This is a genomic window from Variovorax sp., assembly GCF_035634955.1.
In the GTDB taxonomy this organism is placed as follows: Bacteria; Pseudomonadota; Gammaproteobacteria; order Burkholderiales; family Burkholderiaceae_C; genus Variovorax.
The window spans coordinates 24502-48124 of the sequence record NZ_DASQBZ010000022.1 but is presented as its reverse complement, the minus strand read 5'-3'; the positions used below and the strand labels follow the sequence as shown (position 1 = coordinate 48124).

The following is a 23623-nucleotide window of genomic DNA, read 5'->3' as shown; positions in this document are numbered from 1 at the left end:
CTGAAAGGATGTGAAACGCGAACAGATGTCGCAGTTGGGTTGTCTCGAGAAGTGCACTTTCGGGTGTGCACACGAGCAGATGAATGATGGTCGCGATCGACGCGCGGCAGTTTCTCCAGCGTGCCAATCGTTGACCTGGCGTGCCATTGGGCCCAGCGAACCGAAAATCCGCACCAATGTCAGGACTTCAAGCACAATTCACCGGGTAACCCCCCGGGAGTTTCATGCCACGTCTTCGCGCATTCGTGGCACGGTTGGTAGCGGGCCTCTTCGTGTGCGTAGTGGGCATACCAGTCATTGCCGCGGCGCAGAGCCCAGAGCCAATGACCTGCTGCGTTGAGGTTCGACATGCAGCATGACCCCGCGTTCCTTGGGGCGCCGCATGTCCACTTCGACTCCAGGTCCATGCCTGCGGAACAGGCGTTGGAGTTCTGGCGAGAATCGCTCTCGCGAAGCTGGGAGATGGACATCCAGCCCCAACACATGCCTGCCTTCCAGGCAGAGGTCGCCATGTGGAAGGCAGATTGCCTGCTCGTCGGCTCCAGCACCTTCGGCCCCACTCAGACGCGCGTTCGGCGAGACGCGAACATCCGTCAGGACCAACTGGACCACTACCGGTTGATCATGTTGCGAGAGGGTCAGTTCAGGTGTGAAGCTGGCGGTCAGGAGGTGACGTTGTCGCCAGGGCGCTTTGTGATCACCGACATGGCCGCGCCGGAGTTGAACGTGTCGTGCTGCAAGGCTTCCATCCTTTATGTCCCGCGCGATGTGCTCGAAAGTGCCCTGCCTCGACCCGTGAGGTTGCACGGAGCATCCCCAGTCAATGCATGTGCAGATCTACTGAGCGGCCACTTGTCTTCACTGCTCAATGCCATGCCCCAGATGTCTGGCCCGGAGGTTGCCGGCGTCACCCGAGCCACCGTCAACCTGCTGGCCGCCAGCCTTGCGCAGAGCCCGGACAACCTCGACGCTGCGCAGCCAGCCATTGACTCAGTGATGCTGCGACGTGTGCGGCAGTACATCGCCCAGAATCTGGTGGACGAGCGACTTTCGGTCGAACAGATCTGCGCGCACTTGCGAGTCTCGCGCTCCACCCTTTACCGGCTGTTTGTCCACCTTGGGGGCATCGCGGACTACATCAGGGAGCGGCGCCTGGCGCGCGTCCACCAGATTCTCAGCAGCGGCCAGCACCTGCGACAGAACCTGGCGCACCTGGCAGAGCAAAACGGCTTCAGAAGTGCCACGCAATTCAGCCGCGCGTTCAAGCAGCAGTTCGGCTACAGCCCGAGCGAAGCGACCGGTCAAATTGGGGCGGTGGTTCAAGGCGCCAGCGCCCATTCGGCCAGTCGATTCGACCGCTGGCTGGAAACACTGGAATCTTGAACCTCCCCGGTGAATCGGCTTTGAGGCTTTTCCAAGGCCAGCAGATAGCGACGCACCTGGTCGGTCTCGCCCTGGCGGGCCGTCATGCCGACATAGCCATCAGCGCGCACGAGCCACATGCCGCCAGGATGCGGTGGCGGCTGAAGGTCGGGCGCCAGTTCTCGCGAGATCGAGTGGACTGCGGCGCTTCGCAAGCGAAGGCGTTGCGCGCTACACAATCAGACGTGGCCGCTGGCATTCCAGAAGGCGTGACTGACCCCGGGCAGCTTTTCCAGCCGCTCGACCACCGCATCGAGTTGCTCCGGAACGACCGAGGTGGCGTACAGCGTCACGAGGATCTCAACGTCATCCCGGCCAAACGGGTTCTGCTCCACGTTTCGCGCCGGATAGTCCTCTGATTCCAGCCATTCGATCAGGCGGTCATGCACCGCACCGCGCTCGCCGCCTTGGCAGATCACGTGGACGGCGTAGTTGGCCTCGCTAGACTGCTCGTCCAGGGGCTTGCGATTGATTCGATCGGCCACTGGGCGCAGCAGCGTATTGGCCGCCAGCACGAAAAGAGCAGCCACCAGCGCCTCGGCGATGCGATCGGCCCCGGCACAGGCGCCGACGGCCGCCGAGCCCCACAGCGTCGCCGCAGTGTTGATGCCGGTGATGTTGGCGCCTTCCTTCATGATGGCGCCAGCCCCCAGAAAGCCAACGCCCGAGACAACATAGGCAATCACCCGCACGGCCCCGTCGTTGCCCGACAAGCCTTGAGCCAGATCGACAAAGGCAGCCGCACCCACCGCGACCAGCGTATTGGTGCGAAGGCCGGCTGTGCGCTGCCTGATCTGCCGCTCCAGCCCGATCAGACTGCCAAGGAGGAACGCCGATCCGACACTCACGAAGGTGTCGAGCATCGAAGCGACGTCGAAATGTTGAAGCGATTGCATGGGTCGCGCCCGACTACGTGGCAGTAGCGTTCTGATCGCGCCGTGGCCAAAGCAGTAGCAACGCAATCCCTGTCAGACCCAGGCCAGCGCGCAGATACAGTCCCGATTGCGGAAGATCCGTGGCGAATGCGTAAAGCGACAAGCCGGACAGAACCAGGTAGCTGCCGATGTTGGCCAATCTGACAGGCGAGTCACTGAGAATCGTTGTCCCGACCAATGTCAGCCCCGCGAGCGCCGCTCCGCCGACGATTGCATTGGCGGCATCCGTCAAGGCCGCCAATGCGCAAACCGCAGCGAATGGCGACAAAGCCAGCATCGCGTCAATAACAGGTCGCTTCACGACCACCGAAGCACCGTAGCGCAGTGCCGATCGCTTCATACCGCCGCCTCCGCCGGTATGGGACCAGCCAGGAATTCGATGCCCCACCGTTGCCCGAACTGCTTTAGGCCTTCGTCCAGACCTTGCCTGGGCGTCTCCCGCCCTAGGTCGAGCAGGAATGCGAGTTGTTCGAAGTACGCGGCCGCGTCGACCCCTGGATCGATGATGATCTGCTGCCGGGCGCCAGTACCGGTGATGTTGACGAAAGCCCGTGCGACGCCGCCGGCCACGCGAACCATGTCGCCTCGGCGGGCGATGAATCGCTGCCCGTCGACCTCGAACAAATAGCGCCCCGAGACAACCTGAAAGATCTCGATCTCGCCCCTGCGATACAAGGGTGGCCCGAAGCCTGCTGCATTGGTGGTTTCGATCACCGTCGGGCCGCCGCCCTGCCCCGGCCCCATTCGTACTCGCACCGTCAGCCCCAATGCCGGGATCCGGATGATCCGTTCTGCCGATTCAGGCCGGGCGAAACTCACGACCCCAGCGGGCATCAGCGGCATGCGTTCGCCTCCATCATGGCTGCGCGACGTGGGTTCTGGCGGCGATTCATTTCAGTCTCCTAGAGCCTTTTGAACTGAGATAGCCGATCGTAGGAACTCGACGGCGCTCTGAATTGGCGCTGTGTCCCAGTTCATGCCTAGGCGTCCGCGTGCGCTCGACCCAAGTTTGGAACCGGTGGACCCGATGGAAATTGACCAGGCGTCCCAAACATTGACGTGGCGTCCCAGCCAGGCCGCACGCCCTGATCGCTTCAGCCCGCGCTAAGGACGCCCACTCAGACTGGCGGGCTTCTTGCGGGGGCACTGGAGGAGCTCCTACTGAGACGCCGGCGCAAGAACTGGGACGAAACGTCGAGTCAAGCGCGGACCGAATTTCTATCATTTCCCCATCGGTGCTCCAAGGCACCCCGCCTGGCGCAAGCAGCCGCGCGGCGCCCACATGCGGCAAGCCACGCGACAGCCTTCGAGCCGCCACGGCCTGTTGGATGACCCGCCGCGTCCGGCTCGAAGACGCAGTGCCCTCAGGAGTGATCGCCATGCCGACCGCCGTTGCGTCCCAATTTTCCCGCCGGACGCCTCATTTCGAGTTTGACTCCCATGCCCACGCCAGCCCGGCCGAAAGCCTTTCCCGTTGGCGCGACAACCTGGCGCGAAGCTGGGACATGGGCCTGCCGGACAAGGCAGACGAAGACCGCTTCACCGCCCGCGTGAAGATGTGGAAGCTGGAGCAGACGCTGCTCGGCTCCGGCGAGTTCGGCCCGGTGCAGACACGGGCGCGGCGCGACCGGAACATCCGCGCAGATCAGCTGGACCACTACCGCGTGATGCTGATTCGCAGCGGCCAGTTCAACTGCGACGCCGGCGGTCAACAGCTTCGCCTGACGTCCGGCCAGCTCGTGATCACCGACATGGCGCGCGCAGAGTCGAGCGAGTCCGCCTGCGCAACGGCGCTCTTGTACATACCACGCGAGCCGCTTGAGCGCGCCCTGCCGCGTGCGCTGGATCTTCACGGCGTCTCTCCCAGAAATGCCTGTGCAAGCCTCCTGGCCGAGCATCTGAACGCACTGAGCGAAAGCATGCCCGGCACGCGCGATGAAGAGCTGCCGGGCCTGGAAATGGCCACCATCAACCTGGTGGCCGCCAGTGTGGCCCAAACGGCCGCCAACGAAGAAGGTGCGCGCGCTGCCGTCGAATGCGTGTTGCTCAGACGCGCGCGCCGCCACATCGACGGCAACCTGGCGGACGAGGAACTCGGAGCCACCCAGCTGTGCAGCCATCTGCGGGTGTCGCGCTCGACGCTCTATCGCGTCTTCGAGCCAGTGGGGGGCGTGTCGCAGTTCATCCGGGAGCGACGCCTGTCGAAAGTGCACGAGATCCTGAGCCGCGGCGGCGAACGCACGCAGATCTCTCGCCTGGCCGAAGCCCACGGCTTCAAGAGCGCGGCGCATTTCAGCAAGGCCTTCCGTGAACAGTACGGCTACTGCGCTCGCGAGACGCCGCGCTATCAGCCGCTGAACCAGGTCAGCACCAGCGAGCGCCGGTTTGAGGACTGGCTCGGTGCGCTGATGCACTGACCGCTGCGCTGCCTAGGCGCGCAGACCCTGCGGATCCATGGATGGCGCCACAAGGCGCCATCGTCATTCTTGAGGGCGTCATCTCGAAAGCAGGGATGCATCGGGTGCGTGCCATTGGTACGCACCGGCAAGAAGTGGGACGCGCACCCAACTGAATCAACGCCGCAGTTCAGACAATTTCCCTGCAACGTCGCCAAAGGCGGCGACCTGCTGAACAAGCGGCACGCCACTCGGCACCGCACACCACTTTCATTCAATCGAACCGAGGTTTCATCATGAAAATGCAATCGATCAAACACTTTGCGCTTGGCGCCTGCTGCATGGCTGCGCTGAGCGCATGCGCGGCTTCTTTCGCGTTGTCGCACCCCAACTTCCAGTCGGCAGAGGAAGCGCTGCAAGCTGCCATCAATCACATTCATGGCGCGCAGAACGTCAACGGACCGACCTTCGGTGGCCACGCCGGGCGCGCGGTCGAACTGATCAAGCAGGCGCAGTCCGAAGTCGCCATCGCCGACGAGTTCCATCAAGGCCGCCGCTGGTAAGGCACGGGAGACAATGTGATGCCGACAAGATTGAGTACAGCCGCTCTCGCGCCACTGGCCCTGGCCACCGCCTTGCTGACCGGCTGTGCCAGCAGCGGCATGGGCGGCGGCGACATCGTGCAGGCTGGCAAGCCGATGCAGCCGGTGCTCATTTCCTGGAAGAGCGATGACGGCGCCATCGACGGCAGCATGACGGCGACGCTTCCCGACGGCGTGTTCCAGGGCCGGTTCATGGAGATCACGCGCCAGACCGTCAGCGATGGCTTGGCCCCGATGTGGGCGCCCTGGCCGATGGGTTGGAACGACTGGCCGGATGAAGTGTGGGCCGGCGGCCCCGTCTGGCAGAGCGAGAGCACGAGCACCCAGTACAGCGGCAAGGTCGTCGCCAACCTCACCGATGCAGGAAACCGCCAGATGCGCTGCCGCATCCAACTCATCACGCCCGATATGGGCATGAAGGGCGGCGGAAGCGGCCAATGCAAAGTCGCTCAGGGGCATTCGTTCACGGTGAACTTCTGATTCAAGCGCTGGCTGTGACGCCCGGAGCATTCGTCCAGCAAGACTGCCAGCACGCTCATTGGCGCGCCGGTGGCTTGGCCCGTGGAGCATGCTCCTGGCGTCGAGGCGATGATTCTTAGGAGTTGCCTGTGATGTACTACCTCAGCGTCAGCTTGCTGATGTTCGTGTTTCCCGTTAGCGCCGTGGTGATCGAGCAGTTCACCCGGTCCGGCCCGCCGCTCGTTGAATCCATCGCACGTTGGTCCGCGTTCTGGGCCGTGGGGGTGCGCCTATTCCTCGCTGGCGCGCGGCAAATCATCAATCCCGCGTACACGGCACGCACACTGCTAGGCATTGCAGGAACCGAGCCGCTGCTCCTTGTGCGCGAGCTGGGGTTTGCCAACGTGTCGTTCGGTGCCCTCGGGTTGCTCAGCCTGTGGCGGAGCGACTGGGTACCGGCAGCGTGTCTCGCGGGCGGCCTGTTCTTTGCACTGGCTGGCATAGGCCATGTGTTCCACCCGCATCGCAACCGACTGGAAAACGTAGCCATGGCGTCCGACCTGCTTGCTGCCTTGGTGCTGCTGGGCTGTCTGGGCACAATGCTGGCGATTCAATGACGAGGCCACAGGATGACCGTCTTGACAATGGTGTGGTTCATGCCGGGCGAAGTTCGCGCTCGAAGGGCAACGCTTGAGCGCGCCGCCACACGATCTGAGCCTGCATCGCCACCATCAGGCCGATCATCAGCATCACTTCACCGAAACCGCCGTGCGGATGGCCGTGGTGCAGATACACCCACGCGCCAAACGCGAACTTGGCACCAACCAACGCCAGGAACAGCCCGATCGTCCATGGCGTTCCCTGGCTGAATGCTTGTCCGTCGGCCTCGCGCCACAGGCGCGTACCTCGCCCACGCAACACGCCCACCACCAGACTGGCGACAAGGCTGACGATCAAGGCCGTCCATGCACCGGTGTCGGGCGGCAGGTAGAAGCCGCCCACGACCAAACCGACCGCAGCGTAGATGAAGGCCAGCTTGAAGCGCGCCAGGCCATGCGCCACCGGGTGCCGGATCGATTGCCGATAGATGGCATAGATGCTCAAGGCGAGCAGGACGGCAACTTGTGTGAGTGACATGTTGAGTTGAGCTGCGCGTTCAAACGCGATGCATCAATTTTTCAATCAGAGACCGAGCGAAAGTTGTCTGCCAGTCCCGTTGTTGACTCTGCCGTTCATTTTCCCGCCCAGACCGTTTGCCGACATCAGCCGCAGCAGCCGTCTTAAGTCTTCTTCCGCCACTCCGACAAAGCTGCTCCTTCGATCAAGCGGGAAAAGGCGCGAAGCGCGTGGGCTACGTCTAGCGGGTTCCACCCACGGGGTCAAAGTCACTCCCGCACCTGACTGGTGCGTCGGTCCGGGCAACGACATCCGACTGATGTCGATGGATTTTGCGGACGCAACGCATATTGCTTCGCTATCATTTGACGCGACTGCGACGCTGCGGTCGACCACCATGCCGAGCACACCCGCCGACACCATTCCCCGGATTTCGTTCCGATCCAGCGACCTTCCTGCGGCACAGGTTCGCGACCACGTTCGCGACCGCTTCGCGTCCTCTGGCAACTACGACCTGCGATTGCCCGAGCAACCGATTCCCGAGGGCGGCATCGAGCACCAGGGCTACATGCTGGGCGGCACCGTGATGATGACGCGAAAGAACGTGCCGCACACCTTGGTGCGCGACCAGCGACTCGTACGCCAGAGCCAGGTCGACCACTACACGCTCAACCTGCCTCTGACTCAGGCCGCGCCATCACGCTTTACGACAGCCGAAGGCCGAAGCTACAGCTTCGGGTTGGGTGCCCCGCTGTTCGCCGACCTGGCCAGCCCGCTCAGATTCGATTTCGAGACTGGCACAGACCTGTCCCTGTTCATCCCCCGCGACGCATTGGATGATCTATTGCCGCGCAAACTTGACCTGCGCGGCTTCGTGCCCGGAGGCGTCGCCGGCGTGCTGCTCGGCGATCACCTTCGCATGCTGGCGAGCGAGGCCGAGACGATGACGCTGCCGCAAGCCCAGATGGTTTCCAAGGCGACGTTGCACCTTCTTGCCGCGAGCATCATGCCGATGTCGGACTCGATGGCGTTGGCGAGATCGGAGCTGGACCATCTGCTTACTCGGCGCATCTGCCGTTATATCGATGTGCACGCGGCCCTGCCCGATCTATCGACAGATCACCTGTGCGCGGAGTTCGGTCTGTCTCGCTCGTCGCTCTATCGAATCATGGCGCCCTTGGGTGGCGTGGCCTCGTGCATTCGCGAGCGTCGGCTTGCCCGTATTCATGCCATGCTGACCAAGAGCAGTGAACGTGTGTACCTGGGGCGCTTGGCGGACGACTTCGGGTTCACGAGCGCTTCGCACTTCAGCCGGGCGTTCCGCGATCAGTACGGCTACAGCCCGAAGGCGGCCCGTGAGATGGCAGCGCCCGCCATCGATCTCAGCGGCAAGCTGACGTCAACGGGCACCACGAAGTTTTCGGACTGGCTCAACGCCATTCACCTCTAACTTCTGTCTCAAGCCCGTCAGAACTTGTAGGTCGCCTTCAACGCTGCGGTATTCGAATGGAGGTGATCGGCAAACTCGCCCGTGTATTCCACGCGGACGTTGACCTTGTCGGGGCGCATCTCGAGCATGTCGGGAATCCTCGTGCGAGGGCTGGGCCGCTCGCTGCTGTCGCTACTTGCCGAAGCCGCGCGCCAGGAACACCGCCGCCAGCGGAATCAGCGCAATGATGTGCGCCTGCACCATCACCAGCTTGCGGGTGCTGCGCACTTCCTCGGGCGCGGGCAGTGCGCCGGTGGCGCGCAGTGCCTTGCGCCAGCGCAGGTAACGGATCGTCGGGAAGATCGAGGTGACGCCGACGATGATGAACAGCGTGACCTTGATGTGCAGCAGCGGGTTCGTCCAGTACCAGGCGGTGCCCTTGATGCCCCACACGGTGCGGGCGATGCCGGTGGCCAGCACCATGACGGCGGCAATGCCGTAGACCATGTCGACCCGCGCCAGCCGCTCGACCACTGCGGCGTTGATCCATTCGACGCGGCACAGCGCCGCTTCGCTGGCGATGAACACCACCATGGTCAGGATGGCCAGGATGTGCAGGTAGGCAAGGATGGCTTCGAGGGTCATCGGGCGCGCTTTCTTGTTGACGTGGTGGGGTTGTTGGTGGTGGCGTTTCGGGCCGGTGCGATTGTGCCGCCCCAGTAGTCCGGCCGCCCATACTCGCTCTTGAGGAAGTCCAGCCACAGCCGCACGCGCAGCGGCAGGTGCTTGCGTTGCGGGAACACGGCGTAGATGCCGTTGGGCGGCGCGGCGAATTCGTCGAGCAGTGGCACCAGCAGGCCGGCGTCGATCTCGGCCTCCACCTCCCAGGTGCTGCGCCAGGCGATGCCCAGGCCGGCCAGGCACCAGTCGTGCAGCACCTGGCCGTCGGAGCAGTCGAGCGGGCCGGTCGGCTTGAGGTGGATGACCTCGTGCTCGCCCATTGGCTGGCCGGCGACGTTGCGAGCGGCACCTTCGTCGGCCCCCGCCTGGGCGGCCAGCGGCACCCGAAACGCCCAGCCGCGTGTTTGCGAGGCGTCGCTCGACAGAGTCAGGCAGTTGAAGCGCACCAGGTCCGACGGATGCGCCGGCCGGCCGTGGCGGCGCACGAACTCAGGCGTGGCGACGCAGCGGCGCCGGTTGTCGGCCAGGCGCAGGCTGACCAGCGACGAATCGGGCAGGTCGCCGACGCGCACCGCGCAATCGAAGTTCTCGCCGGCCATGTCCACCACGCGGTCGCTCAGGTTGAGCGAGACGGTCACTTCGGGATGCATGGCATGGAAGCGCGGCACCAGCGGCGCCACGTGCCGCCGCCCGAAGCCGGCCGGCGCGGTCACGCGCAGGTGGCCGCTCGCCTTGACCCGGCCGGCGCTGACGCTCGCCTCGGCGTTGGCCAGCTCCACAAGCACGCGCTGGCAGTCCTCCAGGAAGGCGCTGCCTTCGTGCGTGAGGGTGACGCGGCGGGTGGTGCGCAGCAGCAGCTTGACGCCCAGGCGCTCTTCCAGCGCGTCGAGCCGGCGGCCGATCACGGCCGGCGCCACGCCTTCGACCTTGGCCGCGGCAGTCAGCCCGCCGCGGGTGGCCACGGCCACGAAGGTCTCGAGTTGCTTGAGCCGATCCATGGCGGGCGTCAGCCGGCTGCCGCGGCGTCGCCGTCGTGGAAGATGGCTTCGATGGGAAGCCCGAAGGCGCGCGCGATCGCGAAAGCCAGCGGCAGGCTCGGGTCGTAGCGGCCGTTCTCGACCGCGTTGACCGTCTGTCGCGACACGGCCAGCCGCTCGGCCAAGTCCTGCTGCGACCAGCCCCGCTGGCCGCGCAGCGCCTTCATCTCGTTGCGCATGAACGGTAGCGGGCGGATGCGACCACCAGCCCAACCATCCAGCAACCTGCCATCAGGGGCCATACCGCAAACATCGACAGCCGCGGAAAGCCGACGTTCTCCAGGAAACCGTAGCTGAACGTGAGCAGCGCGGTGGCGGCGAAGGCGAGGCCCAGCGCCTCCATCTGGATGCGCACCTGCAGCTCGTCGAGCCGGCGCAACTGGCGCATGATCGCCCAGCAGATCGCCAGGGACGGCACCATCGGCGCCAGCGACAGGGCCAGGCGCACACCCTCGTGCCCGAACGCCTCGCCGCGCAGTGCCCACAGTGACGCCACGAGGGTGCCCGCGTAGAGCAACATCGCGGCGCCGAGTTCGAGCAGATATTGCTTGTACCTCATTCTTGTTCGCTCCCATGTAAAGCAAGCTTGTCATTTTGGCGTGGCCACCCGAGATGTCAAGCATGCTTTACACGCCGGCGATCTTCTTCGCCTGCAACGCGGCAATCTCGTCGTCGGCATAGCCCAGTTCGCGCAGCAGCGCCGCCGTGTGCTCGCCAACGCCCGGCGGCTGGCTGCGCACGCCGGGCCGCTCGCCGTCCAGCGTGAAGGGCAGCAGCGGCACGGGGGCCATGTGGCCGTCGTTCATGCGCACCGGCGCAAGGCCGCCGGTGGCCTTCAGGTGCGGGTCGTCGAACAGGTCCTGCGGCCGGGTGATCGGCGCGAAGGGCAGTTCATGCCGCTCGAACAGCGCCGCCAGCTCGGCCGCGCCGTGGCCGGCCAGGCGCTGGCGCAGCGCGGGCAGCAGCCAGTCGCGCGCGCGCACGCGGTCGTTGTTGGTGGCCAGGCGCGGGTCGGCACCCCAGTCCTGCCAGCCGAAGGCGTCGCAGAAGGTTGCCCACTGGCTGTTGCTGACGACGGCCAGGAAGATCTGCTCGCCGTCCCGCACGGTGAACACGTCGTAGATGCCCCAGGCGGAAATGCGCGCGGGCATGGGATCGGCCGCCTGCCCGGTCGCGGCGAACTGCATCATGTGCTGCGCGACCAGGAAGACGTTGTTCTCGAACAGCGCCGATTGCACCTCGCAGCCTTCGCCCGTCTGCTCGCGCCGGCGCAGCGCCGCCATGGCGCCGATGGCCCCGAACAGCCCGCCCATGATGTCGTTGACGCTGCTGCCGGCCCGCAGCGGGTCGCCCGGGCGGCCGGTCATGTAGGCCAGGCCGCCCATCATCTGCACCACCTCGTCCAGCGCCGTGCGGTGGTCGTAGGGGCCCGGCAGGAAGCCCTTGAGGCTGACGTAGATCAGGCGCGGATTGAGCTGCCGCAGGCTGGCGTAGTCCAGCCCCAGCTTCTTCATGGTCCCGGGCTTGAAGTTCTCGCTGACGATGTCGGCGCCGGCCACCAGGCGCAACGCGGCCTCGCGCCCCTGGGGCGACTTCAGGTCGAGCGCAATGCTCTTCTTGTTGCGGTTGAAGGCCGGGAAGAAGCCGGCACCCGAGCCCAGCAGCCGCCGGGTGTTGTCGCCCTCGAGCGGTTCGACCTTGATCACCTCGGCGCCCAGGTCGCCCAGCAGCAGGCCGCAGGTGGGGCCCATCACCATGTGGGTGAACTCGACCACGCGGATGCCTTCGTAGGGCATTACATTCATTTTTGTCATCAATAAATGGATTTCGCGGGGATTAATCTTCTGTCAAGTATCAAATAAAGTACAGGTTGGCGCCGCAGGCGCCGAACCCCTATCTTGCGCGCTGAGCCGGGCCGTCCCGCACCCTGCACGGCCCATCGCCCACGCCCCAGTCTGTCAGAGAGGTACGAACAAATGACCGAACGCACCAACGCCCACGGCCTGCAAGTGGCCACCGAGCTGTATCGATTCATCGAAGACCAGGTGCTGCCCGGCACCGGCATCGCCAGCGACGCCTTCTGGAAGGGCTTCTCGTCCATCGTCGACGAGTTCGCGCCGAAGAACGAGAAGCTCCTGGCCGAGCGCGACCGGCTCCAGGCCGAGCTGGACGCCTGGCACAAGGCGAACCCCGGCCCGATCAAGGACATGCCGGCCTATCGCGCCTTCCTCGAGAAGATCGGCTACCTGCAGCCGCATCCGGCCAACGTCAAGGCCACCACCACCAACGTGGACGCCGAGCTGGCGCTGCAGGCCGGCCCGCAGCTGGTGGTGCCGATCCTGAACGCGCGCTACTCCCTCAATGCCGCCAACGCGCGCTGGGGCTCGCTGTACGACGCGCTGTACGGCACCGACGTGATCCCCGAGACCGACGGCGCCGACAAGGGCAAGGGCTACAACCCGGTGCGTGGCGCCAAGGTGATCGCCTTCGCCCGCCGCTTCCTCGACCAGGCGGCGCCGCTGGCGCAAGGCTCGCACAAGGATGCGCAGGGCTACAGCGTTGCCGGCGGCCAGCTGGTGGTGGCGCTGCCGCAGGGCACGACCGCCCTGGCCGACCCCGCGCAGTTCCTCGGCTACCAGGGCGATGCCGCATCGCCCTCGGCCGTGCTGCTCAAGCACAACGGCATCCACATCGACATCCAGATCGACCGCGCCACGCCGATCGGCAAGACCGACGCAGCCGGCGTCAGCGACGTCGTGCTCGAAGCGGCGCTCTCCACCATCCTCGACCTGGAAGATTCCGTGGCGGTGGTGGACGCGGCCGACAAGGTCACCGCGTACGCGAACTGGCTGGGCATCCAGCTGGGCACGCTCACCGAGGAAGTTGCCAAGGGCGGAAAGACCTTCACCCGGCGCCTGAACCCCGACCGCGTCTACACCGGCGCCGACGGCAAGCCGGTGACGCTGCATGGCCGCTCGCTCATGTTCGTGCGCAACGTCGGCCACCTGATGACCAACCCGGCCATCCTGTGGGGCGGCGGCAAGGAAATCCCCGAAGGCATCATGGACGCGGTCATCACCACGACCATCGCCACCTACGACCTCAAGGGCCAGGGTGCCAACGGCATCCGCAACTCGCGCACCGGCAGCGTCTACATCGTCAAGCCGAAGATGCACGGCCCGCAGGAAGTGGCGTTCGCCTCGGCCCTGTTCGAGCGCGTCGAGCAACTGCTCGGCCTGCCGGCCAATACGGTCAAGCTGGGCATCATGGACGAAGAGCGCCGCACCAGCGTCAACCTCAAGGCCTGCATTGCCGAGGCCGCTTCGCGCGTCGCCTTCATCAACACCGGCTTCCTGGACCGCACCGGCGACGAGATGCACACCGCCATGCAGGGCGGCGCCATGCTGCGCAAGGGCGACATGAAGTCCACGCCCTGGATCCAGGCGTACGAGAAGAACAACGTGCTGGTGGGCCTGGGCTGCGGCCTGCGCGGGCGCGCGCAGATCGGCAAGGGCATGTGGGCCATGCCCGACCTGATGGCCGCCATGCTCGAGCAGAAGATCGGCCACCCCAAGGCCGGTGCCAACACCGCCTGGGTGCCGTCGCCCACCGCCGCCACGCTGCATGCGCTGCACTACCACCAGGTCGCCGTGGAAGCCGTGCAGAAGGAACTGGAGAAGACCGACGCCGACGCCGAGCGCGACAACCTGCTGGGCGGCCTGCTGCAAGTGCCGATCGCGCCCGAGGCCAAGTGGAGCGACGCCGACAAGCAGCAGGAGCTGGACAACAACGTGCAGGGCATCCTGGGCTACGTGGTGCGCTGGATCGACCAGGGCGTGGGCTGCTCCAAGGTGCCCGACATCCACGACGTGGGCCTGATGGAAGACCGCGCCACGCTGCGCATTTCCAGCCAGCACATCGCCAACTGGCTGCTGCACAGCGTGGTGACTCCGGCCCAGGTCAACGCCACCTTCGAGCGCATGGCCGCGGTGGTGGACCAGCAGAACGCGGGCGACCCGCTCTACCGCAAGATGGCCGGCAACTTCAAGACCAGCGCCGCCTACCAGGCCGCGCAGGACCTGGTGTTCAAGGGCGTCGAGCAACCCAGCGGCTACACCGAGCCGCTGCTGCACGCCTGGCGGCTGAAGGTCAAGGCCGCCGCCTGAACCCGAGAACGGCCATCCGACGACAAGGGCGCCCCACGCAGGCGCCCTTTTCTATTCGGCGGCCAGTTGCTGCCGGATGGTGGCCCGGCTCATGGCGCGCAGCGTGGCCAGCCGCTCGAGCTGCCCGGCGTTCGGGCGGGACTTGCCCTGCTCCCACAGGTAGATGGTCGCGCCGCTCATGCCCACCAGCTTGCCGTAGGCCGCGGCGGAAATGCCGAGCTTGGCCCGGTGCGCGGCCAGGCGCGGCGCGCTGAAGCGCCGGGGCGTGCCGCCTTCGTCGTTGCCGTCCGTCTTGCCGGCGGCCCGGACGGCGGGCGCTGCGGCCGATGCGCGGCGGCTTGCATGGCGAAGCTGCTTCTGCAAATCGGCCACCTCCCGCCGCAGCTGCGCAATGGCGCCGCGGTACTGGGCGCTGGCCTTTTTCAGGGTCTCCATCTCGGCGCGCACTTCCCTGCGGGCAACGCGCGCAATCTCGTTCTTCAGCACTGATGCGATATTGCTCATCGGTGCATTCTGCCCTGCGACCGTGCGGGGCCTCCCCGGCGACGGTATGGGAACTGTCCGATCGACGCCGGAGCGCGCCTCAAACCCGGCGCGACGCCTCGGCCTCGGCATGCAGCCAGCGGATGAAGTCCTGCGCATCCGCGTTGGCGGCGCCGCGCCGCGAATCCTCCACGAATTGCCCGCGCCGCGATGCGGCGCCCTCGCCCAGCGGCGCCACCAGCCGGCCGTCGCGCAGCAGTTCGCTCAGCAGCGGCAGGCGGCCGATCACCACTCCGTGGCCGGCCACCGCGGCGGCGACGGCGTCGGTGTAGTGGGTAAAGCGCAGCGTGCTGCGCATGTGCACGTCGCGCAGGCCCATGCTTTCGAGCCATGGCTCCCAGTCGATGGTCGGCGTCTCGTGGTTGCCGGCCGGCGAGTCGATCGTCAGCAGCGTCTGGTTCTGCAGGTCGGCCGGCTCGCGCAGCAGCTCGGCCACGCGCGGGGCGCACAGCGGCACCACGGTTTCCTCGAACAGTGCCGGGCCGGTGCCAAGGGCAGTCGGCACGAAGCGCACCGCCAGGTCGAGCCGGGCGCGGTCCAGGTCGTCGATCACCTCCAACGTGGCCGAGATCCGCACGTCCACCCCCGGATGGGTGGCGGTGAAGGTGGACAGGCGCGGGATCAGCCACAGCGACGCGAAGCCCGGCGTGCAGGTCAACGCCACCTGGCGCAACGCCGGCGCAGCGCGCAGGCGGGCGGTGGCGTCGCGCAGGCGTTCCAGGCATTCGATGGCGGCGCGCTGCAGGATGTGACCCGACTCGGTCAATGCAAGCGCGCGGTGGCGCCGCTCGAACAGCAGCACGCCCAGGCTGTGCTCGAGCTGCTGGATCTGCCGGCTGATGGCCGACTGCGTCAGGTGCAGCTCATCCGCGGCGCGGGTGAAGCTCAGGTGCCGCGCGGCCGATTCGAAGCTGCGCAGCAGTTCCAGCGGCGGCAGGTCATGCAGCGTTCTCGCATTCTCGATTCGCATGCAACGAGTTCCGAACGGTCGTGTGCAATCGCACGGGGCGCTCACTATATTCATTCGCATGATGAATGTGAAGGAGCCGTCATGACGATTCCCCTGACCGCCGTCAGCCACTTCCGCCTGGAGTTGCCGCGGCATGCCGTGTTCACCGTCCAGGATGTCGCCGGCGTGGGCATTGCCTGCCATGCGGGCAGCGTGTGGCTCACCCTGGACGACGATCCGCGCGACCTGGTTCTGGAGCCGGGCGAGCGCTTCGAGGGCGACATTCACCGCCGGGTGCTGGTGTCGGCCTTCGAGGATTCGCACATCGAGGTCTCGCACGCCCTGCCCGCCGCGCTGCCGGTGCCGCAGCAGCGCATCGGCGCACCGCACCACCTGCCACGGGTGCTGTCCCCGGCTTGACCGCGCGCCACGCGGCGCCGGATGATGATCGGTTCCGGCCGCGCCGGGCCGCGGTGCCTCCTGGCACCGGGCGCGCGACGGCCGCGCAACCGCTCACGCAAGGAGACACGAGACATGGCAGAGGCATACATCGTCGCCGCCGTCCGCACGGCCGGCGGCCGTCGCGGCGGCAAGCTGTACGGATGGCATCCGGTGGACTTGGCCGCACAGGTCATCGACGCGCTGCTCGACCGCAGCGGCATCGACCCGGCCGCGGTGGACGACGTGATCCTCGGCTGCGTCAGCCAGGTGGGCGAGCAGGCCACCAACGTGGCGCGCAACGCCGTGCTGGCCAGCCGCCTGCCCGAATCGGTGCCCGGCACTTCGGTCGACCGCCAGTGCGGATCGTCGCAGCAGGCACTGCACTTCGCGGCGCAGGCCGTGTTGTCCGGCAGCATGGACGCGGTGATCGCCGGCGGCGTCGAGAGCATGACGCGGGTGCCCATGTTCTCGCCCAACGCCCTGCCGGCCAAGGCCGGCATGGGCCGGTACATGAGCCCGGCCATGCAGGCACGCTACCCGGACGTGGAGTTCAGCCAGTTCGCCGGCGCCGAGATGATGGCGAGAAAGTACGGCATCGAGAAGGCGGCGCTGGACCGCTACGCGCTCGAGAGCCACCACCGCGCGGTGGCCGCTGCGCAGTCCGGCCGCTTCGACGACGAGGTGGTGCCGGTGGAAATCCGCGACGCGCAGGGCGCCGGCACGGGGGCGTTGCACACCGTGGACGAAGGCATCCGCTTCGACGCCTCGCTGGAGGGCATCAGCGCGGTCAAGCTCATCGCCGAGGGCGGGCGCTGCACGGCCGCCACGGCCAGCCAGATCTGCGACGGCGCCAGCGGCGTGCTGGTGGTCAACGAGCGCGGCCTCAAGGCGCTGGGCGCCCGGCCGCTGGCGCGCATTCATCACATGAGCGTGCTCGGGCACGACCCGGTGATCATGCTGGAGGCCCCCATTCCCGCCACCGGCAGGGCGCTGGAGAAAGCCGGGCTGAAGATTCGCGACATCGACCTGTACGAAGTGAACGAGGCTTTCGCCCCCGTTCCACTGGCGTGGCTGCAGTCGCTGGATGCCGACCCCGCGCGCCTGAACGTGAACGGAGGCGCCATCGCGCTGGGCCATCCGCTGGGCGCCTCGGGCACGCGGCTGATGGCGACGCTGGTGCATGCCTTGCACCGGCAGGGCAAGCGCTACGGCCTTCAGACGATGTGCGAAGGCGGCGGCATGGCCAACGTGACCATCGTCGAGCGGCTCTGACCGACGGACGCCGCATGATCGAACGCCCCCTCTTCACGCCGGAACACGAGGCCTTCCGCGACAGCCTGCGCCGCTTCATGGACAAGGAGATCGCGCCCCTGCATGCCGAGTGGGAAGAGCGCGGGTATGTCGACCGCGAGGTCTGGCACAAGGCCGGCGCCAACGGCTTCCTGTGCATGAGCCTGCCCGAGGAATACGGCGGCGCCGGGGCCGACCTGCTGTATTCGGTGATCCAGTTCGAGGAGCTCTGGGCCGCCGGCCAGACCGGCATCGGCTGGGGGCTGCACAGCGAGATCGTGGCGCCCTACATCCTGCGCTACGGCACCGAGGCGCAGAAGCGCAGCTACCTGCCGCGGCTCGCCAGCGGCGAGATGGTCGGCGCCATCGCCATGAGCGAGCCTGCTGCCGGCAGCGACCTGCAGGCGGTGCGCACCAGCGCCGTGAAGCAGCCCGACGGCAGCTACGTGCTCAACGGCAGCAAGACTTTCATCACCAACGGCTGGCATTGCGACCTGGTGATCGTGGTGGCCAAGACCGACCCGGCCGCCGGCGCCAAAGGCACCAGCCTGTTCCTGGTCGAGCGCGGCATGCCGGGCTTCGAGAAGGGCCAGCGCCTGAAGAAGCTCGGGCTGAAGGCGCAGGACACGTCGGAGCTGTTCTTCAACGACGTGCGGCTGGCTCCCGAGCAACTGCTGGGCGGCCCGGCCATGGAAGGGCGCGGCTTCATCTGCCTGATGGAGCAACTGCCCTGGGAGCGGCTGCAGATCGCCATCAGCGCGGTGGCCGCCGCCCAGGCGGCCATCGACCGCACGGTGGCCTACGTGAAGGAACGCAAGGTGTTCGGGCAGCCGGTGGCCAGCTACCAGAACACGCGCTACACGCTGGCCGAGCTGCAGACGGAGGTGCAGGTGGCGCGCGTGTTCGTCGACAAGTGCATCGAGCTGCTGATGGCCGAGAAGCTCGATACCGCCACTGCCAGCATGGCCAAGTACTGGACCAGCGACCTGCAATGCAAGGTGATGGACGAGTGCCTGCAGCTGTTCGGCGGCTACGGCTACATGTGGGAATACCCGGTCGCACGCGCCTATGCCGACGCGCGGGTGCAGCGCATCTACGGCGGCACCAACGAGATCATGAAGGAAGTGATCACCCGGGCGATGGGCCTGCCGGGCCGCTGAGGGCTCAGCGCGGCGCCCTGGCGCGGGCCGGGTTGCCCACCACGGTCGCGCCGGCCGCCACGTCGCGCGTGACCACGCTGCCGGCGCCGACGAGCGCGCCGTCGCCGATGGTCACGCCCGGCAGGATCAGCGCGCCGGCGCCGATCCAGCAGTCGCTGCCGACGTTGACCGGCCGGCCGAATTCCAGCCCGCTGCGCCGCTCCTGCGCCCCGCGCGGGTGGTCCGCGCTCAGAAACTGCACGCCCGGCCCCACCTGCGTGCGGTCGCCAATGGCCACGCGCACGACGTCCAGCACGACGCAGTTGAAGTTCAGGAAGACTCCTTCGCCCAGGAAGATGTTGAATCCGTAATCGCAGTGGAACGGCGGCCGCACCACCGCGCCGGGGCCGACGGCGCCCAGCCGCTCGAGCAACAGTTCGCGCCGCTGCGCCGGCGTGGCCGCCATCGACGCGTTGTAGCGCGCCAGCCAGGCGTGGCATGCGAGCTGGTCGGCCTGGATCTCGGGCGCGTTGGGGTCGTAGAGCTCGCCGGCGAGCATCCGTTCCTTCTGGGTCTGCATGGCGCGTTATAGCGCCTGCGCCGGGATGCGCAAGAAGCGCGCGCCTGCATGACAATGCCGCATGCCCGCAGCCGATTCCGTCGACGCCACCCGCTGCCCGCTGTGCGGTGGCGACAACCGCTGCGCCATCGAGATCGGCCACGCCACCGGGCAGCCGCAGCCGCCGTGCTGGTGCATGGACACGCGCATCGAGCCGGCGCTGATCGCTCGGGCCGCCCGGCTGGCGCCACAGGCGGCCGGCAAGGCCTGCATCTGCGCGCGTTGCGCCATGGCGGCAGCGCTCGCCAAAGGGGAAACATCATGACGATGACCAACGCCTTCTACGCGCAATCGGGCGGCGTCACGGCGGTGATCAATGCATCCGCCTGCGGCGTGATCCAAGCCGCCCGGCAGCATCCGGACCGCATCGGGACCGTCTTCGCCGGGCGCAACGGCATCCTCGGCGCGCTGGCCGAAGACCTGATCGACACCGGCCAGGAGTCGCCCGAGGCCATCGCCGCGCTGCGCAGCACGCCGGCCGGCGCCTTCGGCTCGTGCCGCTACAAGCTCGGCGCGCTCGACAAGAACCGGCGGCAGTACGAGCGGCTGATCGAAGTCTTCCGGGCCCACGACATCGGCTATTTCTTCTACAACGGCGGCGGCGACTCGGCCGACACCTGCCACAAGGTCAGCCAGCTGTCCGACGCCATGGGCTATCCGCTGCAGGCGATCCACGTACCCAAGACCATCGACAACGACCTGCCGCTGACGGACTGCTGCCCCGGCTTCGGCTCGGTCGCGAAGTACGTGGCGGTATCCACGCTGGAGGCATCGTTCGACGTGCGTTCCATGGCCGCCACTTCCACCCGCGTGTTCGTGCTGGAAGTGATGGGCCGCCACGCCGGCTGGATCGCCGCCGCCGGCGGGCTGGCGGCCGACCACGGCATCCCGGTGGTGGTGCTGTTCCCGGAGGTCGCGTTCGATCAGCCGGCGTTCCTGGCGCGGGTGGATGCGCTGGTCAAGCACCACGGCTATTGCACGGTCGTGGTGTCCGAGGGCGCGCACCATGCAGACGGGCGCTTCCTGGCCGAACAGGGCACGCGCGACGCCTTCGGCCATGCCCAGCTCGGCGGGGCCGCGCCGGTGGTGGCCGGCATGGTCAAGGAGGCGCTGGGGCACAAGTTCCACTGGGCGGTGGCCGACTACCTGCAGCGCTCGGCGCGGCACATCGCGTCGGCCACCGACGTGCGGCAGGCCTGGGAGCTGGGCCAGCGCGCGGTGGAGCTGGCGATCGCCGGGCACAACGCGGTCATGCCCACCATCGAACGGCTGTCGGACACGCCGTACACCTACCGCATCGGAAGCGCCCCGCTCGACCAGGTGGCCAACAACGAGAAGATGATGCCGCGCGAATTCATCACGGCGGACGGCTGGGGCATCACCGAGGCCTGCCGGCGCTACCTGCTGCCGCTGATCGAAGGCGAGGACTATCCCGCCTACCAGGGCGGCCTGCCGGTCTACGCCACGTTGCGCAACGCGCCGGTCGCCAGGCGGCTACCCGCCTTCGACCTTGGCTGACGCCGCCCCGGCGTTGCCCACGGGCGCGGCGGCATCGACCGGCGCGGCCCCGCGCTGCTGCGCCACGAGCAGGTGGATGAACTGCAGCTTGGGCACCACCGCGTGCGGCAGCACGAACGGATAGATGTCGGGCTGCCCCATGCTGCGAGAGAACTCGTTGAGCACGTGCGTCAGCCGCACCCAGCCGTTGAGGAAGTCCAGGAACGTCTGCGCGTCAGGATGATCGGGCCGCCACAGGTGCTCGGCATGGAACAGGTCTTCGTCGGCCAGGTCCGCCCTGGCCGCATTCACCCCGAAGCTCAAGGCGGTGTCGGCGGTGTCGGCCATGTGCAGGTAGTGGGCCCAGGTCTCGGCCCAGTCTTCCCAGGGATGCGCGCCGGCATAGGTGCTGACGAAATGGGTGGCCCAGTCGGCCTTGGGGCCGTTGGCGTAGTGCTGCTGCAATGCCTGCGCGTAGTCGGCCCGCTCGTCGCCGAACAGGGTCCGGAAATCGTCCAGCCATTGAGGCTGCGGCGCCACCAGGACGTCCCAGTAGTAGTGGCCGATCTCGTGGCGGAAATGCCCCAGCAGCGTGCGGTAGGGTTCGTGCATCTGCACCCGCACGCGCTCGCGCACCGCGTCGTCGGCCTCGGCGATGTTGAGGGTGATGACGCCCTCGGCATGGCCTGTCAGGACCGGCCGGTCGGGCTGCTCGGACAAGAGGTCGAACGCCAGCCCGTGGGCCGGATCGGCCGTGCGGGTGCGCACCGGCAGCCCGAGCGCCAGCAACTGAGACAGCAGCCGGCGCTTGGCCTGCTCGAGCAGGTTCCACAGACGCGGGTTCTCCGGCACCGACAGGTCCGGAATGGTGCGCGTGGTGCTGCACGACAGGCACAGGCCTTCGACCAGGCCCTGCGCCTCGGCGGCGGCGGGGTCGACAGGGCGCATCCAGTTGCAGCCGATGGCGCTGCCGAAGTTGTCGCAGCGTTGCAGGAGCGGGCCGCGAGGCTCGCCGAAGACGGTATAGACGCCTTCGTCCGCGGCCGGCGCCAGCGGCAGCACGCCGAGCCGCTCGACGACGAAGCCCAGGGGCGTGCCGCAGGCCAAGCATTCGCTGTTGCGCAGGAACACGGGACGCCCGCATTGGCATTGGTAGGCGCGGCTGACGCTCGGGGCGGGCATGGCCTCGTCGTCCGACGGCGCAGGCGGCACGGGCACGCCCGCGTCCATCGCAGGCCGCGGCTCGGAAATCGGTTGCTCGGGCATCTGTGGCTCCGAAGTTGTGTGCTGGCGATTGTGGGGCGTCACGCGCGCCCGGCTTGTCGGCGCAAAGGCCGATATCCTCGGGCGGTCGGCGCACTTTGACGGGCCGGACCATCGCTTCATGAATCCATCACCCAGCCCCGCCGCCGCACCCGCGATGTCCTCCCTGCGCCAACGCTATGGCGAGCGCTACCGCTGGTATCTCCTGATCTCGGTGATGGTGGGCACGATGGCCTCGATCATGTCCTCCACCGTGGTGAACGTGGCGATTCCGGGGCTGAGCCATCATTTTTCGCTCGACCAGGGGCGCGCGCAGTGGGTCAGCTCCGGCTTCATGGTGGCGATGACGGTGTCGATGCTCACCACGCCCTGGCTGCTCGGGCGCTTCGGCTACCGCCGGACCTACGTGGGCACCATGCTCCTGCTGCTGGGTGGCGGCATCGTCGGCGGCCTGTCGCCGAACTTCTCGCTGGTCTTGCTGGCACGGGTGGCCGAGGGCTTGGCCGCCGGGGTGGTGCAGCCGATTCCGGCCATCATCATCCTGCGCGCCTTCGAGCCGCACGAGCAGGGGCGTGCCAGCGGCCTGTTCGGCATGGGCGTGGTGCTGGCGCCGGCGGTGGGGCCGAGCATCGGCGGCGTGCTGGTCGACCTGTTCGGCTGGCGGTCGATCTTCTACATGGTGGTGCCGTTCTGCCTGCTGTCGCTGTGGCTGGCCTACAAGTTCGTGCCCACGACCGCGCCCGGCGGCGTCACGGCCGAGCGCAGTTCGCGGCTCGACTGGCTCGGCCTGGCGCTGGCCACCACCGGCACGCTGTGCCTTCTCAACGGCCTGGTGGAACTACGCGCCGGCGCGCCATGGCACAGCGCACTGCTGCTGATGGGCGCGCTGGCCGCGCTGATTGCCTTCATCGCCTGGCAGAAGCGCCTGGCCGGCGCCGGCGGCAGCCCGCTCATGAACCTGTCGCTGTTCGGCTACCGCCAGTTCGCCATGGGCAGCATCGTCGCCTTCATCTACGGCACTGCCCTGTTCGGCTCGACCTACCTGCTGCCGGTCTACATGCAGGTGGCCTTGCAGTTGTCGGCCTCGTACGTGGGCTCGATCCTGCTGCCGGCGGGCATCGTGCTGGCCATGACGATCGCCGGCGTCGGCCGGCTGGCCGACCGCCAGCCGACCTGGCTGCTGGTGAGCATCGGGCTGGCGCTGCTGGCCGCCTCGTTCGCGCTGATGATCGTGCTGCGCCTGGACAGCCCGATCTGGCCGCTGGTGCTGTTCGCCGTCATCGGCCGCATCGGGCTGGGCTTCATCCTGCCATCGCTCAACCTCGGATCGATGCGCCCGCTGCCCAAGGCGCTCATTCCGCAGGGCGCCAGCGGGATCAACTTCGTGCGCATGCTCGGCGGCGCGGCCGGTGTCAGCCTGTGCGCGGTGGTGCTGGAGTGGCGGCTGGCGGCGCACGGCGACTCGCTGGCCAACCCCGCCACCAGCGCGGCCCGCCTGGCCGCCTTCGACGAGGTGTTCATGCTGCTGGCCGGGCTGTGCGCGCTGGCCATCTGCGCCGCCTGGCAGTTGCGACCGACCAAGGCCCCGGAGCCGGATCCGGCCGTGCCGCCGCGCCCGACACGGTAGCGCGGGCCACTC

General features: G+C 67.3%; 26 protein-coding genes. 13 read left to right on the top strand and 13 right to left on the bottom strand.

All coding sequences use genetic code 11. The features are described 5' to 3' along the window. Positions 1–348: 348 nt before the first annotated feature. The gene (locus tag VES41_RS12380; RefSeq protein ID WP_324817164.1) at positions 349–1383 is read left to right on the top strand and encodes a helix-turn-helix domain-containing protein; all 1035 of its coding nucleotides are present in this window, start codon (positions 349–351) and stop codon (positions 1381–1383) included. 218 nt (positions 1384–1601) lie between these two features. Here the strand turns inward: VES41_RS12380 and VES41_RS12375 are convergent, their stop codons facing one another. Genes VES41_RS12375 through VES41_RS12365 form a run of 3 tightly spaced genes read right to left on the bottom strand, consistent with a single transcriptional unit; the run spans position 1602 to position 3200 of the window. Further along, entirely contained in the window at positions 1602–2318 is a 717-nt protein-coding gene (locus VES41_RS12375; RefSeq protein WP_324817161.1) for an MgtC/SapB family protein, read from the bottom strand. Positions 2319–2331: 13 nt separating this feature from the next. Next, positions 2332–2697, bottom strand: coding sequence for a hypothetical protein (locus VES41_RS12370; RefSeq protein WP_324817158.1), 366 nt, complete (start codon positions 2695–2697; stop codon positions 2332–2334). After that, a complete protein-coding gene (locus tag VES41_RS12365; protein ID WP_324817156.1) occupies positions 2694–3200 on the bottom strand; it encodes a cupin domain-containing protein in 507 nt (168 codons plus the stop codon). Before VES41_RS12365 ends, VES41_RS12370 begins: the two co-directional genes overlap by 4 nt. 536 nt (positions 3201–3736) lie before the next feature. Between VES41_RS12365 and VES41_RS12360 the strand changes: the two genes are divergently transcribed. The 4 genes from VES41_RS12360 (at position 3737) to VES41_RS12345 (ending at position 6431) form a co-directional block, all read left to right on the top strand. Then, positions 3737–4774, top strand: a complete 1038-nt coding sequence (locus VES41_RS12360) for a helix-turn-helix domain-containing protein (RefSeq protein ID WP_324817433.1) — start codon at positions 3737–3739, stop codon at positions 4772–4774. Between the two features lie 275 nt (positions 4775–5049). Next, the gene (locus tag VES41_RS12355; RefSeq protein ID WP_324817154.1) at positions 5050–5316 is read left to right on the top strand and encodes a hypothetical protein; all 267 of its coding nucleotides are present in this window, start codon (positions 5050–5052) and stop codon (positions 5314–5316) included. Between the two features lie 30 nt (positions 5317–5346). Next, on the top strand, positions 5347–5835 hold the full coding sequence (locus VES41_RS12350; protein WP_324817152.1) for a hypothetical protein: 489 nt from the start codon (positions 5347–5349) through the stop codon (positions 5833–5835). Positions 5836–5966: 131 nt separating this feature from the next. Continuing rightward, positions 5967–6431, top strand: a complete 465-nt coding sequence (locus tag VES41_RS12345) for a DUF6790 family protein (RefSeq protein WP_324817150.1) — start codon at positions 5967–5969, stop codon at positions 6429–6431. A gap of 37 nt (positions 6432–6468) precedes the next feature. On the opposite strand, the gene VES41_RS12340 is transcribed toward VES41_RS12345, so the two are convergent. Continuing rightward, positions 6469–6951, bottom strand: a complete 483-nt coding sequence (locus tag VES41_RS12340; protein WP_324817148.1) for a hypothetical protein — start codon at positions 6949–6951, stop codon at positions 6469–6471. A gap of 298 nt (positions 6952–7249) precedes the next feature. Here VES41_RS12340 and VES41_RS12335 point away from each other — a divergent pair, with 298 nt between their 5' ends. Continuing rightward, positions 7250–8380, top strand: coding sequence for an AraC family transcriptional regulator (locus tag VES41_RS12335; RefSeq protein WP_324817145.1), 1131 nt, complete (start codon positions 7250–7252; stop codon positions 8378–8380). Between the two features lie 171 nt (positions 8381–8551). Here the strand turns inward: VES41_RS12335 and VES41_RS12330 are convergent, their stop codons facing one another. The 5 genes from VES41_RS12330 to VES41_RS12310 all read right to left on the bottom strand — a co-directional run bounded on the left by VES41_RS12330 (position 8552) and on the right by VES41_RS12310 (position 11882). Further along, positions 8552–9004, bottom strand: coding sequence for a DUF2214 family protein (locus VES41_RS12330; RefSeq protein ID WP_324817142.1), 453 nt, complete (start codon positions 9002–9004; stop codon positions 8552–8554). Next, positions 9001–10038 carry a LysR family transcriptional regulator gene (locus tag VES41_RS12325; protein ID WP_324817140.1) on the bottom strand — a complete coding sequence of 346 codons (1038 nt, stop codon included), beginning with the start codon at positions 10036–10038 and terminating at the stop codon, positions 9001–9003. Before VES41_RS12325 ends, VES41_RS12330 begins: the two co-directional genes overlap by 4 nt. Positions 10039–10046: 8 nt before the next feature. Next, complete coding sequence (locus VES41_RS12320) at positions 10047–10244, bottom strand: helix-turn-helix transcriptional regulator (RefSeq protein ID WP_414719112.1); 198 nt, start codon at positions 10242–10244, stop codon at positions 10047–10049. Further along, complete coding sequence (locus tag VES41_RS12315) at positions 10241–10636, bottom strand: hypothetical protein (RefSeq protein WP_324817135.1); 396 nt, start codon at positions 10634–10636, stop codon at positions 10241–10243. Before VES41_RS12315 ends, VES41_RS12320 begins: the two co-directional genes overlap by 4 nt. A gap of 67 nt (positions 10637–10703) precedes the next feature. Next, positions 10704–11882: a CaiB/BaiF CoA transferase family protein gene (locus tag VES41_RS12310; protein ID WP_414719111.1), complete on the bottom strand. Its 1179-nt coding sequence runs from the start codon at positions 11880–11882 to the stop codon at positions 10704–10706. Between the two features lie 171 nt (positions 11883–12053). Here VES41_RS12310 and VES41_RS12305 point away from each other — a divergent pair, with 171 nt between their 5' ends. Next, positions 12054–14243 carry a malate synthase G gene (locus tag VES41_RS12305; RefSeq protein WP_324817130.1) on the top strand — a complete coding sequence of 730 codons (2190 nt, stop codon included), beginning with the start codon at positions 12054–12056 and terminating at the stop codon, positions 14241–14243. Positions 14244–14294: 51 nt separating this feature from the next. Here VES41_RS12305 and VES41_RS12300 read toward each other — a convergent pair whose 3' ends face one another. After that, positions 14295–14747 carry a helix-turn-helix transcriptional regulator gene (locus VES41_RS12300; RefSeq protein ID WP_324817127.1) on the bottom strand — a complete coding sequence of 151 codons (453 nt, stop codon included), beginning with the start codon at positions 14745–14747 and terminating at the stop codon, positions 14295–14297. A gap of 79 nt (positions 14748–14826) precedes the next feature. Further along, the gene (locus tag VES41_RS12295) at positions 14827–15756 is read right to left on the bottom strand and encodes a LysR substrate-binding domain-containing protein (RefSeq protein WP_324817124.1); all 930 of its coding nucleotides are present in this window, start codon (positions 15754–15756) and stop codon (positions 14827–14829) included. Positions 15757–15837: 81 nt separating this feature from the next. On the opposite strand from VES41_RS12295, the gene VES41_RS12290 reads away from it, so the two are divergent. From VES41_RS12290 to VES41_RS12280, 3 genes are all read left to right on the top strand, one after another. After that, positions 15838–16155, top strand: coding sequence for a DUF2917 domain-containing protein (locus VES41_RS12290; protein ID WP_324817121.1), 318 nt, complete (start codon positions 15838–15840; stop codon positions 16153–16155). Positions 16156–16269: 114 nt separating this feature from the next. Next, positions 16270–17448 carry an acetyl-CoA C-acetyltransferase gene (locus VES41_RS12285; RefSeq protein ID WP_324817120.1) on the top strand — a complete coding sequence of 393 codons (1179 nt, stop codon included), beginning with the start codon at positions 16270–16272 and terminating at the stop codon, positions 17446–17448. A gap of 14 nt (positions 17449–17462) precedes the next feature. After that, the gene (locus VES41_RS12280; protein ID WP_324817118.1) at positions 17463–18626 is read left to right on the top strand and encodes an acyl-CoA dehydrogenase family protein; all 1164 of its coding nucleotides are present in this window, start codon (positions 17463–17465) and stop codon (positions 18624–18626) included. Positions 18627–18630: 4 nt separating this feature from the next. On the opposite strand, the gene VES41_RS12275 is transcribed toward VES41_RS12280, so the two are convergent. After that, positions 18631–19185: a sugar O-acetyltransferase gene (locus VES41_RS12275; RefSeq protein ID WP_324817115.1), complete on the bottom strand. Its 555-nt coding sequence runs from the start codon at positions 19183–19185 to the stop codon at positions 18631–18633. A gap of 61 nt (positions 19186–19246) precedes the next feature. Between VES41_RS12275 and VES41_RS12270 the strand changes: the two genes are divergently transcribed. Together VES41_RS12270 and VES41_RS12265 are read left to right on the top strand one after the other, a co-directional pair. Next, positions 19247–19489, top strand: coding sequence for a cysteine-rich CWC family protein (locus tag VES41_RS12270; RefSeq protein ID WP_324817112.1), 243 nt, complete (start codon positions 19247–19249; stop codon positions 19487–19489). Further along, on the top strand, positions 19486–20742 hold the full coding sequence (locus VES41_RS12265; protein WP_324817109.1) for a 6-phosphofructokinase: 1257 nt from the start codon (positions 19486–19488) through the stop codon (positions 20740–20742). Before VES41_RS12270 ends, VES41_RS12265 begins: the two co-directional genes overlap by 4 nt. Here the strand turns inward: VES41_RS12265 and VES41_RS12260 are convergent. Beyond that, positions 20719–21987 (bottom strand): zinc-binding metallopeptidase family protein, encoded by a 1269-nt coding sequence (locus VES41_RS12260; protein WP_324817107.1) that lies wholly within the window; start codon positions 21985–21987, stop codon positions 20719–20721. The two genes, VES41_RS12265 and VES41_RS12260, sit on opposite strands and share 24 nt — an antisense overlap. Positions 21988–22105: 118 nt before the next feature. Between VES41_RS12260 and VES41_RS12255 the strand changes: the two genes are divergently transcribed. Further along, positions 22106–23611, top strand: a complete 1506-nt coding sequence (locus tag VES41_RS12255; protein ID WP_324817104.1) for a DHA2 family efflux MFS transporter permease subunit — start codon at positions 22106–22108, stop codon at positions 23609–23611. Positions 23612–23623: the final 12 nt, after the last annotated feature.

Coding starts and splice junctions, on each gene's coding strand:
- VES41_RS12380 (WP_324817164.1), top strand. CDS start 349: ATGCAGCATGACCCCGCGTTCCTTGGGGCGCCGCATGTCCACTTCGAC.
- VES41_RS12375 (WP_324817161.1), bottom strand. CDS start 2,318: ATGCAATCGCTTCAACATTTCGACGTCGCTTCGATGCTCGACACCTTC.
- VES41_RS12370 (WP_324817158.1), bottom strand. CDS start 2,697: ATGAAGCGATCGGCACTGCGCTACGGTGCTTCGGTGGTCGTGAAGCGA.
- VES41_RS12365 (WP_324817156.1), bottom strand. CDS start 3,200: ATGCCGCTGATGCCCGCTGGGGTCGTGAGTTTCGCCCGGCCTGAATCG.
- VES41_RS12360 (WP_324817433.1), top strand. CDS start 3,737: ATGCCGACCGCCGTTGCGTCCCAATTTTCCCGCCGGACGCCTCATTTC.
- VES41_RS12355 (WP_324817154.1), top strand. CDS start 5,050: ATGAAAATGCAATCGATCAAACACTTTGCGCTTGGCGCCTGCTGCATG.
- VES41_RS12345 (WP_324817150.1), top strand. CDS start 5,967: ATGTACTACCTCAGCGTCAGCTTGCTGATGTTCGTGTTTCCCGTTAGC.
- VES41_RS12340 (WP_324817148.1), bottom strand. CDS start 6,951: ATGTCACTCACACAAGTTGCCGTCCTGCTCGCCTTGAGCATCTATGCC.
- VES41_RS12335 (WP_324817145.1), top strand. CDS start 7,250: ATGTCGATGGATTTTGCGGACGCAACGCATATTGCTTCGCTATCATTT.
- VES41_RS12330 (WP_324817142.1), bottom strand. CDS start 9,004: ATGACCCTCGAAGCCATCCTTGCCTACCTGCACATCCTGGCCATCCTG.
- VES41_RS12325 (WP_324817140.1), bottom strand. CDS start 10,038: ATGGATCGGCTCAAGCAACTCGAGACCTTCGTGGCCGTGGCCACCCGC.
- VES41_RS12320 (WP_414719112.1), bottom strand. CDS start 10,244: ATGAAGGCGCTGCGCGGCCAGCGGGGCTGGTCGCAGCAGGACTTGGCC.
- VES41_RS12315 (WP_324817135.1), bottom strand. CDS start 10,636: ATGAGGTACAAGCAATATCTGCTCGAACTCGGCGCCGCGATGTTGCTC.
- VES41_RS12310 (WP_414719111.1), bottom strand. CDS start 11,882: ATGAATGTAATGCCCTACGAAGGCATCCGCGTGGTCGAGTTCACCCAC.
- VES41_RS12305 (WP_324817130.1), top strand. CDS start 12,054: ATGACCGAACGCACCAACGCCCACGGCCTGCAAGTGGCCACCGAGCTG.
- VES41_RS12300 (WP_324817127.1), bottom strand. CDS start 14,747: ATGAGCAATATCGCATCAGTGCTGAAGAACGAGATTGCGCGCGTTGCC.
- VES41_RS12295 (WP_324817124.1), bottom strand. CDS start 15,756: ATGCGAATCGAGAATGCGAGAACGCTGCATGACCTGCCGCCGCTGGAA.
- VES41_RS12290 (WP_324817121.1), top strand. CDS start 15,838: ATGACGATTCCCCTGACCGCCGTCAGCCACTTCCGCCTGGAGTTGCCG.
- VES41_RS12285 (WP_324817120.1), top strand. CDS start 16,270: ATGGCAGAGGCATACATCGTCGCCGCCGTCCGCACGGCCGGCGGCCGT.
- VES41_RS12280 (WP_324817118.1), top strand. CDS start 17,463: ATGATCGAACGCCCCCTCTTCACGCCGGAACACGAGGCCTTCCGCGAC.
- VES41_RS12275 (WP_324817115.1), bottom strand. CDS start 19,185: ATGCAGACCCAGAAGGAACGGATGCTCGCCGGCGAGCTCTACGACCCC.
- VES41_RS12270 (WP_324817112.1), top strand. CDS start 19,247: ATGCCCGCAGCCGATTCCGTCGACGCCACCCGCTGCCCGCTGTGCGGT.
- VES41_RS12265 (WP_324817109.1), top strand. CDS start 19,486: ATGACGATGACCAACGCCTTCTACGCGCAATCGGGCGGCGTCACGGCG.
- VES41_RS12260 (WP_324817107.1), bottom strand. CDS start 21,987: ATGCCCGAGCAACCGATTTCCGAGCCGCGGCCTGCGATGGACGCGGGC.
- VES41_RS12255 (WP_324817104.1), top strand. CDS start 22,106: ATGAATCCATCACCCAGCCCCGCCGCCGCACCCGCGATGTCCTCCCTG.